Source organism: Streptomyces sp. NA02950 (genome assembly GCF_013364155.1).
Lineage (GTDB): Bacteria > Actinomycetota > Actinomycetes > Streptomycetales > Streptomycetaceae > Streptomyces.
In genome coordinates, this window is the sequence record NZ_CP054916.1 from 1,947,339 (window position 1) to 1,962,585 (window position 15,247).

Annotated in this window: 15 protein-coding genes; 3 read left to right on the forward strand and 12 right to left on the reverse strand. The window is 72.3% G+C overall.

All coding sequences use genetic code 11. The annotated features are described in order from the left end of the window. Positions 1-97: 97 nt before the first annotated feature. On the forward strand, positions 98-955 hold the full coding sequence (locus tag HUT19_RS08080) for a 3-hydroxybutyryl-CoA dehydrogenase (RefSeq protein WP_176179800.1): 858 nt from the start codon (positions 98-100) through the stop codon (positions 953-955). 4 nt (positions 956-959) lie between these two features. Here the strand turns inward: HUT19_RS08080 and HUT19_RS08085 are convergent, their stop codons facing one another. Next, positions 960-1,742 (reverse strand): MgtC/SapB family protein, encoded by a 783-nt coding sequence (locus HUT19_RS08085; protein ID WP_176186624.1) that lies wholly within the window; start codon positions 1,740-1,742, stop codon positions 960-962. A gap of 260 nt (positions 1,743-2,002) precedes the next feature. Between HUT19_RS08085 and HUT19_RS08090 the strand changes: the two genes are divergently transcribed. Then, complete coding sequence (locus HUT19_RS08090; protein WP_176179801.1) at positions 2,003-2,260, forward strand: hypothetical protein; 258 nt, start codon at positions 2,003-2,005, stop codon at positions 2,258-2,260. A gap of 38 nt (positions 2,261-2,298) precedes the next feature. On the opposite strand, the gene HUT19_RS08095 is transcribed toward HUT19_RS08090, so the two are convergent. The 10 genes from HUT19_RS08095 to infC form a co-directional block, all read right to left on the reverse strand. After that, on the reverse strand, positions 2,299-2,829 hold the full coding sequence (locus HUT19_RS08095; protein ID WP_176179802.1) for an NUDIX hydrolase: 531 nt from the start codon (positions 2,827-2,829) through the stop codon (positions 2,299-2,301). 67 nt (positions 2,830-2,896) lie between these two features. Then, complete coding sequence (locus HUT19_RS08100) at positions 2,897-4,234, reverse strand: transcriptional regulator (RefSeq protein WP_176179803.1); 1,338 nt, start codon at positions 4,232-4,234, stop codon at positions 2,897-2,899. 239 nt (positions 4,235-4,473) lie between these two features. Next, positions 4,474-5,613, reverse strand: a complete 1,140-nt coding sequence (locus HUT19_RS08105) for a PP2C family protein-serine/threonine phosphatase (RefSeq protein WP_368661681.1) — start codon at positions 5,611-5,613, stop codon at positions 4,474-4,476. A 380-nt stretch (positions 5,614-5,993) separates the two neighbouring features. Then, positions 5,994-8,519, reverse strand: coding sequence for a phenylalanine--tRNA ligase subunit beta (gene pheT / locus HUT19_RS08110; RefSeq protein ID WP_176179805.1), 2,526 nt, complete (start codon positions 8,517-8,519; stop codon positions 5,994-5,996). Continuing rightward, positions 8,519-9,649: a phenylalanine--tRNA ligase subunit alpha gene (gene pheS, locus HUT19_RS08115; protein WP_176179806.1), complete on the reverse strand. Its 1,131-nt coding sequence runs from the start codon at positions 9,647-9,649 to the stop codon at positions 8,519-8,521. Before pheS ends, pheT begins: the two co-directional genes overlap by 1 nt. A 180-nt stretch (positions 9,650-9,829) precedes the next feature. After that, positions 9,830-11,017 (reverse strand): PAS domain-containing sensor histidine kinase, encoded by a 1,188-nt coding sequence (locus tag HUT19_RS08120; RefSeq protein ID WP_176179807.1) that lies wholly within the window; start codon positions 11,015-11,017, stop codon positions 9,830-9,832. 40 nt (positions 11,018-11,057) lie between these two features. Next, positions 11,058-11,891: an RNA methyltransferase gene (locus HUT19_RS08125; RefSeq protein ID WP_176179808.1), complete on the reverse strand. Its 834-nt coding sequence runs from the start codon at positions 11,889-11,891 to the stop codon at positions 11,058-11,060. 90 nt (positions 11,892-11,981) lie between these two features. After that, entirely contained in the window at positions 11,982-12,365 is a 384-nt protein-coding gene (gene rplT, locus HUT19_RS08130) for a 50S ribosomal protein L20 (protein WP_009713826.1), read from the reverse strand. A gap of 101 nt (positions 12,366-12,466) precedes the next feature. Beyond that, complete coding sequence (gene rpmI / locus HUT19_RS08135) at positions 12,467-12,661, reverse strand: 50S ribosomal protein L35 (RefSeq protein ID WP_019708837.1); 195 nt, start codon at positions 12,659-12,661, stop codon at positions 12,467-12,469. Positions 12,662-12,809: 148 nt separating this feature from the next. Further along, positions 12,810-13,430, reverse strand: coding sequence for a translation initiation factor IF-3 (gene infC, locus HUT19_RS08140; protein ID WP_176186626.1), 621 nt, complete (start codon positions 13,428-13,430; stop codon positions 12,810-12,812). A 390-nt stretch (positions 13,431-13,820) separates the two neighbouring features. Here infC and HUT19_RS08145 point away from each other — a divergent pair, with 390 nt between their 5' ends. Then, positions 13,821-14,183 (forward strand): DUF1844 domain-containing protein, encoded by a 363-nt coding sequence (locus HUT19_RS08145; protein WP_176179809.1) that lies wholly within the window; start codon positions 13,821-13,823, stop codon positions 14,181-14,183. Positions 14,184-14,365: 182 nt separating this feature from the next. Here HUT19_RS08145 and HUT19_RS08150 read toward each other — a convergent pair whose 3' ends face one another. Then, positions 14,366-15,166, reverse strand: coding sequence for an aquaporin (locus HUT19_RS08150; protein WP_176179810.1), 801 nt, complete (start codon positions 15,164-15,166; stop codon positions 14,366-14,368). Positions 15,167-15,247: the final 81 nt, after the last annotated feature.

Consider the following 15,247-nt stretch of genomic DNA (forward strand, 5'->3'; position numbering starts at 1 on the left):
CCCGCCCCGTCCCCCGCCCATAACCGGGAGGTAACGTCTGGGGCGCAGGGGGACGACACAGCCGGCAGACAGATCAGTGATCAGCGAAAGGCACGATGTGACCGACATCGAACGCGTCGGAGTGGTGGGCTGCGGCCAGATGGGCGCCGGCATCGCGGAGGTGTGCGCCCGTTCCGGCCTGGACGTCATGGTCGCGGAGACCACCGGCGAGGCCCTGGAGATCGGCCGGACCCGCCTGACCAACTCCCTCGGCAAGGCCGCCGAACGCGGCAAGATCACCGAGGAGGAGCGGGACGCGACGCTGGAGCGGCTGAGCTTCACCACCGATCTGGGGGAGTTCGCCGACCGCGATCTGGTCATCGAGGCCGTCGTGGAGAACGAGCAGGTCAAGACCGAGATCTTCCAGGTGCTCGACCAGGTGGTGACCCGCCCGGACGCGATCCTGGCCTCCAACACCTCCTCCATTCCGCTGGTCAAGCTGGCCGTCGCCACCTCGCGGCCGGACCATGTCATCGGCATCCACTTCTTCAACCCGGCCCCGGTGCAGGCGCTGGTCGAGCTGGTCCCGGCGCTGACCACCAGCGACGAGACCATCAAGCGCGGCGAGGCGCTGGTCCACGACATCCTCGGCAAGCACGCCATCCGGGCCCAGGACCGCTCCGGCTTCGTGGTCAACGCGCTGCTCATCCCGTATCTGCTCTCCGCGATCCGGATGTTCGAGTCCGGGATCGCCAGCCGGGAGGACATCGACAACGGTATGGAGATGGGCTGCGCCCATCCGATGGGCCCGCTCAAGCTGTCCGATCTGATCGGCCTGGACACCATCGCGGCCATCGCCGAATCGATGTACTCCGAGTACAAGGAGCCGCTGTACGCCGCTCCCCCGCTGTTGCTGCGCATGGTGGACGCGGGACGGCTGGGCCGTAAGACCGGCTCGGGCTTCTATATGTACTGACCGGTCAGTCCGAGGAGTCCAGGTCCCGTCCGGCGTCGGCGCCCAGGACCCCCTCCAGCTCGGAGATCTCCCCCACCAGCTGGTGCACGTCCCCGGTGCCCTCCAGCGCCACCAGCACCTCGGCGACACCGCGCTCCCCGGGACGGGCCTCCTCATCGGTGCGGACGTCCCGGGCCGGGCGGTCCCGGCCCTTCCAGGGCGCCCGGTCCACCCGTACCCGCAGCACCCGGAACCCGGCGGCGGTGCACAGCTCCAGCACCCGTGGCAGCAGCCCGCCGCCGATCCGGTAGGAGAGCTGCACCTCCACCTGCTCCTCCGCCCAGACGGCCGGAAGATGGCGGGTCACCATCGGATAGCCGCGCACCACCAGGAAGTGGATCGCGGTGGCCGCCGTGGCCAGCAGGGCGAGCCCGCCACCGCAGGCCATGCCCACCGCACAGGTCAGCCAGATGGTCGCCGCGGTGGTCAGTCCTTTGACGGCGTCGCGCCGGACGAAGATCAGGCCACCGCCGATGAAGCCGATACCGGAGACGATCTGCGCCGCCACCCGTGAGGGGTCCAGGGTCACGTGGTCGCGCAGCAGCACATCGGCGAAGCCGTACTGCGAGACCTGCATGAACAGCGCGCTGCCCACCCCGACCAGGGTGTGGGTGCGCAGCCCCGCGCTCTTCTGCTGGACGGCCCGCTCCAGCCCGATCAGGGTGGAGAGCACCAGCGCGACGCCGAGCTCGGCGAACTGCCGCGCGCCCTGGTCGGCGCCGAAGTCCCACAGCGGGGCGGCGATCATGTGCAACGGAAACCCTCCCTGCTCACTCAGCGTGAAGCCCACGCCCAGGCCTGCCACGAGTACCCGCCCGGGAACGGCTGGAACACGCCGTAAGCGGAACGGGAAACGGAATGGCCGCGCCGGAGCTGCACCGGCGTTCGCACGGGGTGTGCGCCGGTGACTCACACACCCCCGCCGCACACTCTCCCGCGCGACTCCGGTAGGCGGTTGACTCGCTACGTGACCACTGCACGGACCTACATCCGGAAGGGGATCAACCCGTGACCACCGAGCCCGACCACGCCGCGTTATCCGTGGAGCTCGCGGAACTCCGACGCACCGTCGACGTGGGCTTCACCCGTGTCGACGGCCGGCTCGCCCTGCTCGACCACCGGGGGGAACAGGCGGAGGAGGACGTCGGCCAACTGGCCGGTCGGATCAGGATCCTGGAACACGGGCGCTGGCCACTGCCCTCCATCGCCGCCCTCACCGGCCTCTCCTCAGTGGCCCTGGCGGTGTGGCAGATGGCCGGGCGGTAGCGCCCGCGCGCCGGGGCGCTGCCGTCCGCCGCCCGCGGTCAGCCGAGGCGGATGTGGTGGAGCAGCAGCAACGCCGCCGCCATGTTGGCCGCGGGCACCTCGCCCCGCGCGACCAGGTCGGGTACCGACTTCAGCGGCACCCACTCCCGGCGGTCGGACTCGAAGTCGTCCTCCGGGTGCCCGACGTACGCGGCCTCCTCGGCCCAGTAGATGTGGTGCCGGGCGTCGGTGAGCCCGTTGGACGGCTCGACGGAGAGCAGATGGCGCAGCGGCCCGGGGCGCCAGCCGGTCTCCTCCTCCATCTCCCGCGCCGCGGCGTCCTCGACGCTCTCGCCGTCCTCGACAACACCGGCGGCCAGTTCCCAGCCCCAGGCGTCGGTGATGAAGCGGTGCCGCCACAGCAGCAGCACCTCGTTGGCCGCGTTGACCACGGTGGCCACGGCCACCGGCCGCAGCCGGATCAGATAGTGGTCCAGATGGCGGCCGTCGGGGAGTCTGACATCGGCGAGATTGACCCGGAACCACCGGTTCTCGTACACGGTCCGCTCCCTGAGGTTCTTCCACCGCACTACCGGCCACCTTCCGCCGCACAGATGGCAATCCCCGGCCAGCCGCTGACGAGAGTGCGGACCCCGCTCAGAGAGGCACGCGCAGCGCCCCGTCGATGAGTTCCGCGGCCTCGTTCGTCGCGGCGCATCCGCTGGCCGCGAGGTGTTCCCGGACCGCGCGCAGCCGGTCGCGTAACCGCTGGGACTCCATACCGCGGGCCCGCTCGGTCATCTCCACTGCGGTGGCGCCCGCCCGGTCCGCGTCGCCGGTGCGCAGTTCGATATGGGTGAGCATGGCGAGCCGGTGCACCCGGCCCCGGTCGTGGGCGGGGGTGCCCACGGCGGCGGTGGCGTGCTCCCGGGCGCCGCCGAGGTCGCCGAGGCTCAGCAGCGCCTCGGCCACCTGGACGTTGACCAGGCCCGGCTGTACATAGCCGGTCTCGTCGGGCTCCTGGCCCGGCCGGATCCGGTCGGCGGCGGTCTCGGCCCGCCGGATGCAGGCCAGCGCTCCGGCGCCGTCGCCGAGCCGGGCGTACGCCTTGGCCTGCATGGCGTACAGATCGGCGGCGAGCGCGGGGGTGATCCGGTTGCCCGCGGCGCGCAGCGCGGATTCGGCGAAGGCCACCGCCTGCCGGTATTCCCGCAGGAACAGCGACTGGTTGACCAGCAGCGCTATCACATACGCGCCCAGCCCACGGTCGCCGCTGGCCTTGGCCAGCCGCAGCGCCTGGTGGAAGTAGCGCTGGGCCAGGCCGTGGGAGTCGGAGTCGTAGGCGCAGATACCGGCGATGGCGACCAGACCGCCGGTGGCGCGGTGGAGTTGGCGGCCGGTGTCGTCGGGGTAGCTGCCGCGCAGCAGGGGCGCGGTCTCTGCGTTGAGGAAGCCCACGACGCGGGCCCGGGTCGCCACGCCCCCGGCCTTGCGGTACAGCTGCTCGTAGTGGGCACGGGCCGCGCGCAGCATCTCGATGTCGGACATGCTGACGCGGGTCAGCCCGTGGCGGGAGACATCGGAGTCCTCGGGCGGGTTCTCCCACTCCCACACCGGGATGACGGCGGAGGTGCCGGTGACCGCGGGGGCGGCGATGACATGCGGGCGCTGCTGTTCGTCGGAGCGCCACAGCGCGGTGGCGCGCTCGACGAACCCGGAGAGCGGGGTGGCGGGCGCGCGGGGGCTGCCGGGGGTGCCGAGCCCGATGTCGTCCAGGGTGAGGGCGCGGCGCAGCCGTTCGCCGAGCACCTCGCAGATCAGGTCCGGCACTTGGCCGCGCGGACGCTGCCCCTTCAGCCAGCGTGCCACCGCGGTGTGTTCGTACCGCAGTGTCATGCCCCGTGCCCGGCCCGCCTCGTTGATGTGCGCGGCCAGGCCCGCGTGGGAGATCCCGGCCTCGTCGAGTACGGAGTCGAGCAGTGTGTTGGGCTCCATCTCGCCCTCCCGGCGCCCTCGGTGGCGCCAGCGTAGTGGAGGCGGATTCGCACGGGGTGTGAACCGGACAGTACCTCTCCGGACAGGGTCTGAGCGGCCTCGCCGACGTCCGGTGCGGGGCGGTTGCGCCCCGAAGGGGCGCGGGGCTGTGGTGATGTGCGGCTCCGCCGCGTGGGCGCGACGGCCACGACGCGGCCGCGGACGGGCGACCGCCCCTCGCGGCACTCCCCGCGGAGTGCCTAGCGGTGCCGGGCATCGCCGGCCGGGACGGAGAGCGAGGGGGTGGCGGACGGCGGACGGCGGTCGTTGCGCAGCGCCACCAGGGCGACGTCGTCGGCGAGCCGCCCTCCGGTGTGCCGCAGCACCGCCGAGCGCACCCCCTCGACCACCGCGGCCGGGACGAGGGGACCGGGGCCCGCGGCCTCCATGAGAGCGCGGCGCAGCGGGAAGAAGGCACCGCCCGGGTCGCGGGCGTCCTCGGCGCCGTCGGTGTGCAGCACCAGCGCGTCCCCGGCGGGCAGCGGTGCGCAGTGGACCAGGGGGAGTTCGGCGGGGAGCGGGAAGAGACCGAGCGGGGGCAGGACCTCACCGGGGGCGGTCTGCCGGGCGGTGGCGGGGCCGACCGTCTGCTCCAGGAGCCGGTACGGCCAGGGGTGGCCGCAGTTGAGCGCGGTGACCTCGCCGTCCGGGCCCACCTCCAGCAGCAGGACGGTCACGAACTCCTCTGCCTCGGGGCTCTCCGGGGCGTACGCGCCGCCCGCGCGTTCGCGCAGATGGCGCTCCAGGGCACGGTCCAGCCGCCGCAGGACACCGTCGAGCGCGCGCTCCTCGTGGGCGGCATCGCGGAAGCTGCCGAGGACGGCGGCGACGGTGCCGATGGCGGCGAGGCCGTGGCCGCGGGCGTCACCGATGATGACGCGGACGCCGTAGGGGGTGGCCAGCACCTCGTAGAGGTCACCGCCGACCGCCGCGCCGCGGCTGACCGACAGATGGCCGCCCGCCAGCTCGATGCCCTCCAGACGGGGCGGCAGCGGACGCAGTACGGCCTGCTGTGCGGCGGCCGCCACCTCCTGGGCCCGCTCCAGTTCGCGGACCAGCCGGGAGTGGCGGCCGGTGGTCAGATAGCCGGCCGCGACCACGGTGAGGATGGCCGCGCAGGCGCCGACGCGGGCGCACAGGGCGTCGGCGGAGTTCTCCGGGGCGGGGATGCCGAGCGGTACGAGGGCGAACAGCGCACTCGCGCCGCCGAGCAGCATGCACAGTCTGTTGCCGGTGAAGGCGCAGGCGATGGCGGGCGCCGCGGCCAGGAGCTGGATCACCCGTGGTCCGTAGGGACAGCTCAGCTCCCAGACGACGATGCCGAGCAGCCATCCGCACATCAGCGCGGCAGCGGCCCTTCGCCCGTATCGTGGGGCCGCGCCCGGCGGCCCGCCTCCCGCCCTGCTTCCGATCATGCGACGCCCCCGTTCACAGCCAATGAGGCGGTCGGCGGGACCCTGAAGTCGGTTCTGACTCGCTCCTGACCTGGGCCTGCGACCGGGACGATTCTCGCGACAGCCACTGCTATATGGACCAGAGGCTTCCGATTCTCACCTGATCGTGTGATGCCGTTCTCACGCGGGGCCCGAACACCGCGCCGGGGGACGGACGGGAGAGCGAACGGCGCACGAAGGGCGCGCCCGCGTATGCGAGGCGCGCCCTTCAGATGCGCACAACCGGTCGCTGACCTGGTCAGCGAACCCTCGTGTCAGGCGCCGCGTCAGGCGCCGCGGAGCACGGCTCCGGTGCGCTCGGCCGCGAGGGCCACCGCCGCGTCACGGGCCGCCGCGATCTCGTCGGCGGTCAGCGTGCGGTCGGGGGCACGGAAGCGGAGCGCGTAGGCCAGCGACTTCCTGCCCTCGCCGAGCTGTTCACCGGTGAACACGTCGAACAGCCGCAGCGATTCGAGCAGTGCGCCCGCGCCTTCGCGCAGCGCGGCCTCCACCTCGGCCGCGGCCACCGCGGTGTCCACGACCAGCGCCACGTCCTGCGTGGCCACCGGGAAGGTGGACACCCGCGGCGCCTCGAGGGAGCCGGAGCCCGCCTCCTCCAGACGGTCGAGCTCGATCTCCATGGCGCAGGTGCGCTCGGGGAGGCCGAGGGCCTTGGTGACCCGCGGGTGCAGCTCGCCCGCGTTGCCCACCAGGATCTCCTGACCGTCCACGACGGCCAGCAGCGCGGCGCAGCGGCCCGGGTGCCACGGCTCCTGCTGGTCCTGGCGGACGATCAGCTCCACACCCGCCTCACGGGCCACGGTCCGGCCCGCCTCGACCGCGTCGGCCCAGCTCGCCGGGGTGCCCTTGCCCCACCATCCGGCCTGCTGCCGCGCGCCCGACAGAACGACGGCGGCGCGGCGCGGCTGGCGCGGGAGGGCGGCGTCGAGCAGCGCGATCTCCTCGTCCGTCGGACGGTGGTCCACGGGCAGGGTGACCGCGGTCCGCCGGGCGCCGGTGGCGCGGAAGACCAGACCGGTCTCGAACAGCGCGAGCTCGTGCTCACCGCGGCCGTCGTTGCGGCGCAGCGCGCCGAGCAGCCCCGGCAGCAGGGTGGTGCGCAGCGCGGGCTCGGCGTCGGAGATCGGGTTGACCAGGGTGACGACGTCCCGGCGCGGGTCGTCGGCGGCCAGCCCGAACTGGTCGAGCACCTCCTCGCCGATGAACGGGTAGTTGAGCGCCTCCACGTACCCGGCGCCGGCCAGCGCCCGGCCGACCCGGCGGTGCAGCCGCTGACGCTCGGTCAGCCCGCGCCCGGCGGGCGGCCGCGGCAGGGTCGAGGGGAGGTTCTCGTACCCCTCGAGCCGGATGACCTCCTCGGCCAGGTCGTTGGGGTCGGTGAGGTCCGGCCGCCAGCTGGGCACCGTGACGGTGAGGTCGTCGGGGCCGTAGACGTCACAGCCGATCTGCTGGAGGCGGCGCACCACGGCCTCCCGGCCGTACGCCACGCCCGCCACCCGGTCCGGGTGGTCGGCGCGCAGGGTGATGGTGTGCGGGGCGCTGGGCGAGATGATCTCGGTGACGCCCGCCTCGGCGGTGCCGCCCGCGAGCAGCACCAGCAGGTCGACGGTGCGCTGGGCGGCCGCCGAGGCGGCCTCCGGGTCCACTCCGCGCTCGAACCGCTTGGACGCCTCGGAGGACAGCTTGTGGCGGCGGGCGGTACGGGCGATCGAGACGGGGGCGAAGTGGGCGGCCTCGACGACGATCTCGGTGGTGCCGTGCACCTCTCCGGTTTCGGGGTCGGTCGCCGCGTCCGCGATCTCGGTGTGGGCGCCGCCCATCACCCCGGCGAGGCCGATCGGCCCGCTCTCGTCGGTGATGACCAGGTCCTCGGCGTCCAGTACGCGCTGGGTGCCGTCGAGGGTGGTGAACTTCTCGCCCGGCTCGGCGCGGCGCACCCCGATCGCGCCGTTGATCCGGCTCCGGTCGTATGCGTGCAGCGGCTGGCCGAGCTCGAGCATCACGTAGTTGGTGATGTCGACGGCGAGGGAGACCGGGCGCATCCCGGCCTTCTGGAGGCGGCGCTGCAACCAGATCGGGGAGTGCGCCTGCGGGTCGAGCCCGGTGACCGTACGGGCGGTGAAGCGGTCGCAGCCGACCGGGTCGGCGATCTTGACCGGGTAGCCGTGGCTGTTGGGCGCGGGCACGTCCAGCAGGGCCGGGTCGCGCAGCGGCAGCCCGTAGGCGGTGGCGGTCTCGCGGGCGACACCGCGCATCGACAGACAGTAGCCCCGGTCGGGGGTGACGGCGATGTCCAGGACCTCGTCGACCAGCTCCAGCAGCTCGATGGCGTCGGTGCCGGGCTCGTACTCCGGCGGCAGCACGATGATGCCGTCGTGGTCGTCGGACATGCCCAGCTCACTGGCGGAGCAGATCATGCCCTCGGAGACCTTGCCGTAGGTCTTGCGCGCGGAGATCGCGAAACCGCCGGGCAGTTCGGCGCCGGGCAGCACCACGACGACCTTGTCGCCGACGGCGAAGTTCCGGGCGCCGCAGACGATGTTCTGCGGCTCACCGGTGCCGTTGGCGGATCCGACGTCCACCTGGCAGTAGCGGATGGGCTTCTTGAACCCCTCCAGCTCCTCGATGGCCAGCACCTGCCCCACCACCAGGGGGCCCTTGAGACCGGCGCCGAGCTGCTCGACGGTCTCGACCTCCAGTCCGGCGGCGATGAGTTTGGCCTGTACGTCGCGTCCGGTCTCACCGGCCGGCAGGTCGACGTACTCCCGCAGCCAAGAAAGCGGGACCCGCATCAGATCTCCATCCCGAAGGGCCGGGTGAAGCGCACATCACCCTCGACCATGTCTCGCATGTCTTCCACGTTGTGCCGGAACATCAGCATCCGCTCGATGCCGAAGCCGAAGGCGAACCCGCTGTACTTCTCCGGGTCGAGACCGCAGGCCACCAGCACCCGCGGGTTGACCATGCCGCAGCCGCCCAGCTCGATCCAGCCCTCGCTGGAGCAGGTGCGGCAGGGGCGGTCGGGGTTGCCGACCGACTCGCCGCGGCAGACGTAGCACAGCATGTCCATCTCGGCGGACGGCTCGGTGAACGGGAAGTAGTTCGGCCGCAGCCGGGTGGACATGCCCTCGCCGAACAGCGCCCGCACCATGTGGTCGAGCGTGCCCTTGAGGTCGGCCATGGTCAGCCCCTCGTCCACGGCCAGCAGCTCGACCTGGTGGAAGACCGGGGTGTGGGTGGCGTCCAGCTCATCGGTGCGGAAGGTGCGGCCCGGGCAGATCACATAGATGGGCGGCTCACGGTCGATCATCGACCGGATCTGCACCGGCGAGGTGTGGGTGCGCAGCACCACGCCCGAGGGCTCGTCGTCCCTGGCGCCGTTCCCACCCCGCACGAAGAAGGTGTCCTGCATCTCGCGGGCGGGGTGGTCGGGCGGGAAGTTCAGCGCGTCGAAGTTGAACCACTCGGCCTCCACCTCGGGGCCCTCGGCTACCTCGTAGCCCATGGCCACGAAGACGTCCTCGATGCGCTCGGAGAGGGTGGTGATCGGGTGGCGGGCACCGGCCGGGGTGCGGTCGTACGGCAGCGTGACGTCCACCGCCTCCTCGACCAGCACACGTGCGTCGCGCTCCGCCTCCAGCTCCTCCTGGCGGACCTTGAGCGCCTGGTTCACCTGGCCGCGGGCCTGGCCGACGCGCTTGCCCGCGTCCGCCTTGGCGTGCGGCGGCAGGGCGCCGATCTCGCGGTTGGCCAGGGCGAGCGGCGAGCGGTCACCGGTGTGGGCGACCTTCACCTCGCGCAGCGCTTCGAGGTCACCCGCGGCGGCGATGGCGGCCAGCGCCTCGTCCCGCATCCGGGCGATCTCTTCCGGTTTCAGTGCCTCGACCTCGACAGGGTCGTACGACTTATTGGGTGCCGACATCTCTTCCCGTGCTTCCGATTGGCCCCCAGCTACCGCTGGGGGTGCCCCCTGGCTGCGCGACCCCGCTCGACGGCTGCGACGCTTGTGACCAAGGCGACCACAGAGGACGCCAAAGGTGCCAAAGCCCGAGTCTAAGGGGCGCGCGGGGTCTGCTGTTCCTGGGTAAGCCCGTGGGCGGGCTCAGACCAGATAGGCCGGGGTGCCCACGGGCAGGGTAAATCGGAACTCGGCGCCGCCGCCGCGGGCCCGGCCGACGGTGATCGTGCCGCCGTGGGCCTCGACGATGCCCTTGACGATGTACAGGCCCAGGCCGGTGCCGCCGCGCTTGCTGCCCCGCCAGAAGCGGGTGAAGACGCGGCTCATCGACTCCTCGGGGATACCGGGGCCCTCGTCGCTCACGGTGACGGCGGTCCTTTCCACAGCGGGGCCTTCCACGGCCAGGCCGTCCGCGGCGGGTCTGGCCGGCGCGGGTGCCACCTCGATGGTGACGGTTCCCTCACCGTGGCGCACCGCGTTTTCCAGCAGGTTGCCCAGCACCTGGTCGATCTTGTCCGGATCGGCCCACAGATCCGGCAGCGGCCCCCTGACCCTGATCAGGAAGCGCTCGGCGCAGTGTCCGGCGGCGGTGAGCGCCTGCACATGGCGGCGGACCGCGGCGGCGACGTCCACCGGCTGGCGGCGCACCTCCAGCCGCCCGGAGTCGATCCGGGAGATGTCCAGCAGCTCGGCGATCAGCCGGGTGACCCGGTTGGCGTCGGCGTCGACGGTCTCCAGCATCAGCCGCTTCTGGTCGTCGGTGAAGCGCTCCCACTTCGCGAGAAGGGTGGCCGTGAAACCCTTGACCGAGGTCAGCGGGGAGCGCAGCTCATGGGCGACGGTCGCGATCAGCTCGGCGTGGCTGCGCTCGGTGCGGCGGCGCGCCTCGGTGCCGCGCAGCGAGATCACCAGCCGGCGCACCGGCCCGGTGGGGTACTCGCGGACGTACCGGGCGGAGACCAGGACCTCCCGGCCGCCGGGCAGCAGCAGATTGCGCTCCGGCTGGCCGACCCGGGTGGCCAGCCCGCCGTACGGATCGGTCAGGGCCCACCAGCGGCGGCCGTCCAGGTCCTCTAACGGCAGGGCGCGTTCGAGCTGGACGCCGATGGCGTCCTTGGGGTGGGTGGCGGTGATCCGGGCCGCCGCGGCGTTGAAGCAGGTGACGCGGCCGGTCTCATCGGCCACCACCAGGCCGTCGGGCAGGTCGTCGGGACGCAGGCCGAGCGCGGCCATGGTGCCGCCGGCCTCCGGCAGGCCGTCCCCGGCGGCGGGCAGCCCCGCTCCGGGCGCGCGGGCGTCGGCCGCCCTGGCGCCGGAGGTCCTGACGTCCATCCCCACACCCCCTCCTGGGCCCCCAGAGGGGGCAACCCTACTAGGTCGATGTGACGGAGCGGCACCCCGCGGGAGCACGCTGCGCACGAGCCGAGGCGTAGAGGCACACGGCGGCGGCCGTGGCGAGGTTGAGGCTCTCCGCCCTCCCGTGGATCGGAACGCGCACCACCTCGTCCGCGAGTGCGCGGGTCTCCTCCGGCAGCCCCCATGCCTCATTGCCGAAGATCCAGGCGGTGGGGGCGCCCAGCAGGCCGTCGTCGAGTTCGGAGTCCAGGTCCCGCTCCCCCGCCCCGTCGGCGGCCAGCACCCGGGCCCCGGCCTCCTTCAGCCCGCTCACCGCGCGCTCCACCGGGACCCCGACGGCGACCGGGAGGTGGAAGAGGGAGCCGACGGAGGCGCGGACGGCCTTGGGGTTGTACAGGTCCACCGAGGCGTCGGTGAGCACCACGGCGTCCGCCCCGGCGGCGTCCGCGCAGCGCAGTACGGTCCCGGCGTTCCCCGGGTCGCGGACATGGGCGAGGACGGCGACGAGCCGGGGGCGGGCGCGCAGGATCTCCTCGAAGGGCGAGTCCAGGAAGCGGCACAGCCCGACGATGCCCTGCGGGGTGACGGTGTCCGACATCTCCGCGACGACCTCGTCGGTCGCGGTGAGCACCGGGACACCCGCGGCGCGGGCGGCGGCGACGATCTCCGCGTGGCGCCCGGTGGCCTCGGGGGTCGCGTAGACCTCGATGAGGTGATCGACGGCCTCCCGTACGGCCTGCGGCCCCTCGACGATGAACCGCCGCTCCTTGCCGCGGAAGCTGCGCTTGGCGAGCCGTCGCGCCGCCGTGACGCGCGGCGATCGCAGGGACGTCAGCTCGGGGGTGGCCATCAGGCTCTCATCTCCTGGTCGTCGACATGCACGGACCCGCAGGTGATGGCTCACCTGCGGGTCCGTCGCCGGTTGTGCTCGGCGCAGCGGTTACGCGGCCTTCGGCGCGTTGACGTCGCTCGGCAGCGCCTTCTGGGCCGCCTCGACCAGCGCGGCGAACGCGTTGGCGTCGTTGACCGCGAGGTCGGCCAGGATCTTCCGGTCCACCTCGATGTTGGCGGCCTTCAGACCCTGGATGAAGCGGTTGTACGTCATGCCGTTGGCGCGGGCAGCGGCGTTAATGCGCTGGATCCACAGCTGCCGGAAGTCGCCCTTGCGCTTCTTGCGGTCGTTGTAGTTGTAGACCAGGGAGTGGGTGACCTGCTCCTTGGCCTTGCGGTACAGGCGGGACCGCTGGCCGCGGTAGCCGCTGGCCTGCTCGAGGATCGCCCGGCGCTTCTTGTGGGCGTTGACTGCCCGCTTGACGCGTGCCACTTGTTTGACTCCTTGTACGGGGCCGCGGGTGACTCACGCGGCCCGGAAACGAATAGGTCCCGGTCGGCTGGGCGCCCACCCCGCTGCGGCGGGGCGGGGCGTCACTTGCCGAGGAGCTTCTTGATCTTCTTGGCGTCGGCCGGGGCCATCTCGGTCTTGCCGGCCAGGCGGCGCGTCAACGTGGACGGCTTGTGCTCGAGAAGGTGGCGGCGACCGGCGCGCTGGCGCATGACCTTGCCGGAACCGGTGAGCTTGAAGCGCTTGCGTGCACCGCTGTGCGTCTTGTTCTTCGGCATGTCGCCGTTCACTCCTCGTCGGGGGCGCTGTCCGGATACCGGCGGGCACGGCGGTGACCGCGATCCGGCGTGCGGAAGCGTCGGGTGTTTCGGTTGGTCTCCGGAACCGTGCGGCCCCGGGTGGGCGATGGAGGCTCGCGCCTCGCGATCACGCCTCGGCGGGCTCCTCGGCGGGCTGCTCCTCGACGGCGCTGCCGCCCTGGCGCTCCGCCTTGCGGGCGGCCTGTGCCTCGCGGGCTTCGGCCATCGCCTCGGTCTTCTTCTTGTGCGGACCGAGGACCATGATCATGTTTCGGCCGTCCTGCTTCGGGTTGGACTCCACGAAGCCGAGCTCCTGGACATCCTCCGCGAGCCGCTGCAACAGCCGGTAGCCGAGCTCGGGCCGGGACTGCTCACGGCCACGGAACATGATCGTGATCTTGACCTTGTCGCCCTGCTTGAGGAACCGGACGACGTGACCCTTCTTGGTGTCGTAGTCGTGCGGGTCGATCTTCGGCCGGAGCTTCATCTCCTTGATGACCGTGTGCGCCTGGTTCTTGCGCGCCTCACGGGCCTTCATGGCCGACTCGTACTTGAACTTTCCGTAGTCCATGAGCTTGCAGACCGGCGGACGGGCGTTCGCCGCCACCTCGACGAGGTCGAGGTCGTACTCCTGCGCAAGCTCCAGGGCCTTGGCAAGCGGCACAATGCCGACCTGCTCGCCACTGGGACCGACGAGTCGCACCTCGGGGACGCGAATCCGGTCGTTGATGCGGGGCTCGGCGCTGATGGATCCTCCTCGGTTGCACCACGCGACCGCCTGGCGGACTGCCGCGTAACGTCTGTATCGGTTGAGACCACCGCGCCGCGACGCACAAAACGCCCCGGACGGTACACAGGCGGGGCTCCTCACAGACCGGGAGCACCGCCGCGATGTCACCGCGGGGCGCAGCCTGACCGATGACCTGCCGACCGGGGGCCGGGAGGTGGGAGCGTGGAGCCTCCACTTGTGGGCCGGACACGCGAGTGACCGGCCGGTCGTTTACATAGCCTACCAGGACCGCGGAGCGTTGCTCACCGCGCCGTCCGCCCGGTCTTCGGCGCCCGCCCGGTACGAGCGGTTCCGGGCGGCCCCCTAGGCTGGGGACTCCCATCCTCCAGGAAGTGAGCCCCGACCACCATGAGCGACGCCAACGCCGGGCAGCCGGCCCCCGACTTCGACCGGATGACCCGTGACATCGCGGATGTGCCCGCGGTCGAGGTGATCACCACGGTCGCGGTGCACCTGATGAGCGCCGCCGCGGTCAACCTGGGGCTGGCCGAGGAGGGGCCGCGGCACAAGGACCTGGACGAGGCGCGGAAGCTGATCAACGCGCTGGCGGGGCTGGTGACGGCGAGTGCCACGGAGATCAGCTCCTTCCACGCCGCCCCGCTGCGGGACGGCCTCAAGTCGCTTCAGCTCGCGTTCCGTGAGGAGTCGGTGGTGCCGGACGAGCCGGGTCAGGGGCCGGGCGAGAAGTTCACCGGGCCGGTTTTCAGCTGAGGTTCCCGCGCCGACGCCGCCCGGCGCGGTGCGGTCGCGCCCCGAAGGGCCGGTGCCCGCCGCGGCGGTTGCGCCCCGAAGGGGCGGGGGGCTGTGTCGAGGTGCGGCTCCGCGTGGGCGCGGCCGGACACGACGCAGCCGCGGACGGACGACCGCACCTCGCGGCACTGCCCGCCGAGCGCTCAGGCCGCCTCGGGGCCCTTGGCCTCGGGGCCGCCCGCCTCGGGCCGGTGCCCGCCGCGCAGCCGGCCCCACGGCCCGGCCGCGGGCGGCTCGGTCGCCTGCTCCCGCTGGGCCCGGCCCACCGGGTGCTGATGGGTGAACCGGTGCACCACGGCGGCCAGCACCCCGCCGACCAGCGGCGCGATCAGGAACAGCCACAGCTGGGACAGCGCCCCGCCGCCCGCGAACAGCGCCGGGCCCAGACTGCGCGCCGGATTTACGGATGCCCAGGTCAGCGGGATGCCGATCAGGTTGACCGCGGTGTAGGCGAGGCCGACCGGAATCGGCTCGACGCCGACCAGCGCCACCTTCTGGGTCACCGTGAGGAACACGAAGACCAGCAGGAAGGTGAGCAGCACCTCGGCGAGGAAGGCCCCGCCCGCGCCCAGGCCCACCGGTGAGCGTCCGCCGTAGCCGTTGGTGCCGAACGCTCCGTAGGTCTGGAGCCGCGGGACCTGTTTGGCCAGCAGGAAGAGCACCGCCGCGCCGATGATCGCGCCGATCAGCTGCGCGACCCAGTACTCGACGGCCCTGCGGATGCCGATGCGCTTGGCCAGCAGCACCCCGAGGGTGATCGCCGGGTTGATGTGGCAGCCCGAGATACGCCCGAACGCGTAGGCGATCGCGATCAGCGTGAAGCCGAAGGCGAGCGAGATGCCGAGGGCGTTGATGTAGTCGCCGGCCAGGACCAGGGAGCCGACTCCGAAGAGGACCAGCATCGCGGTCCCCGTGCACTCCGCTACGACCGTTCTCGTCTCCATGGCGCTCTCCTCTTACCGATCGGACCGCCAGTTGCCCTATGCATTGTGGGGCGATCCAGGAGATTTCGCCTGTTGGTCCGC

What these genes read in the sequence shown, in the direction of transcription:
- HUT19_RS08105 (WP_368661681.1), bottom strand. Translation starts at nt 5,613, where the DNA reads ATGTGCGGATGGCTGCTCGGCATCGTCGTCTGGGAGCTGAGCTGTCCC.
- HUT19_RS08150 (WP_176179810.1), bottom strand. Translation starts at nt 15,166, where the DNA reads ATGGAGACGAGAACGGTCGTAGCGGAGTGCACGGGGACCGCGATGCTG.
- pheT (WP_176179805.1), bottom strand. Translation starts at nt 8,519, where the DNA reads ATGCGGGTCCCGCTTTCTTGGCTGCGGGAGTACGTCGACCTGCCGGCC.
- rpmI (WP_019708837.1), bottom strand. Translation starts at nt 12,661, where the DNA reads ATGCCGAAGAACAAGACGCACAGCGGTGCACGCAAGCGCTTCAAGCTC.
- HUT19_RS08145 (WP_176179809.1), top strand. Translation starts at nt 13,821, where the DNA reads ATGAGCGACGCCAACGCCGGGCAGCCGGCCCCCGACTTCGACCGGATG.
- HUT19_RS08120 (WP_176179807.1), bottom strand. Translation starts at nt 11,017, where the DNA reads ATGGACGTCAGGACCTCCGGCGCCAGGGCGGCCGACGCCCGCGCGCCC.
- HUT19_RS08125 (WP_176179808.1), bottom strand. Translation starts at nt 11,891, where the DNA reads ATGGCCACCCCCGAGCTGACGTCCCTGCGATCGCCGCGCGTCACGGCG.
- HUT19_RS08100 (WP_176179803.1), bottom strand. Translation starts at nt 4,234, where the DNA reads ATGGAGCCCAACACACTGCTCGACTCCGTACTCGACGAGGCCGGGATC.
- pheS (WP_176179806.1), bottom strand. Translation starts at nt 9,649, where the DNA reads ATGTCGGCACCCAATAAGTCGTACGACCCTGTCGAGGTCGAGGCACTG.
- HUT19_RS08085 (WP_176186624.1), bottom strand. Translation starts at nt 1,742, where the DNA reads ATGATCGCCGCCCCGCTGTGGGACTTCGGCGCCGACCAGGGCGCGCGG.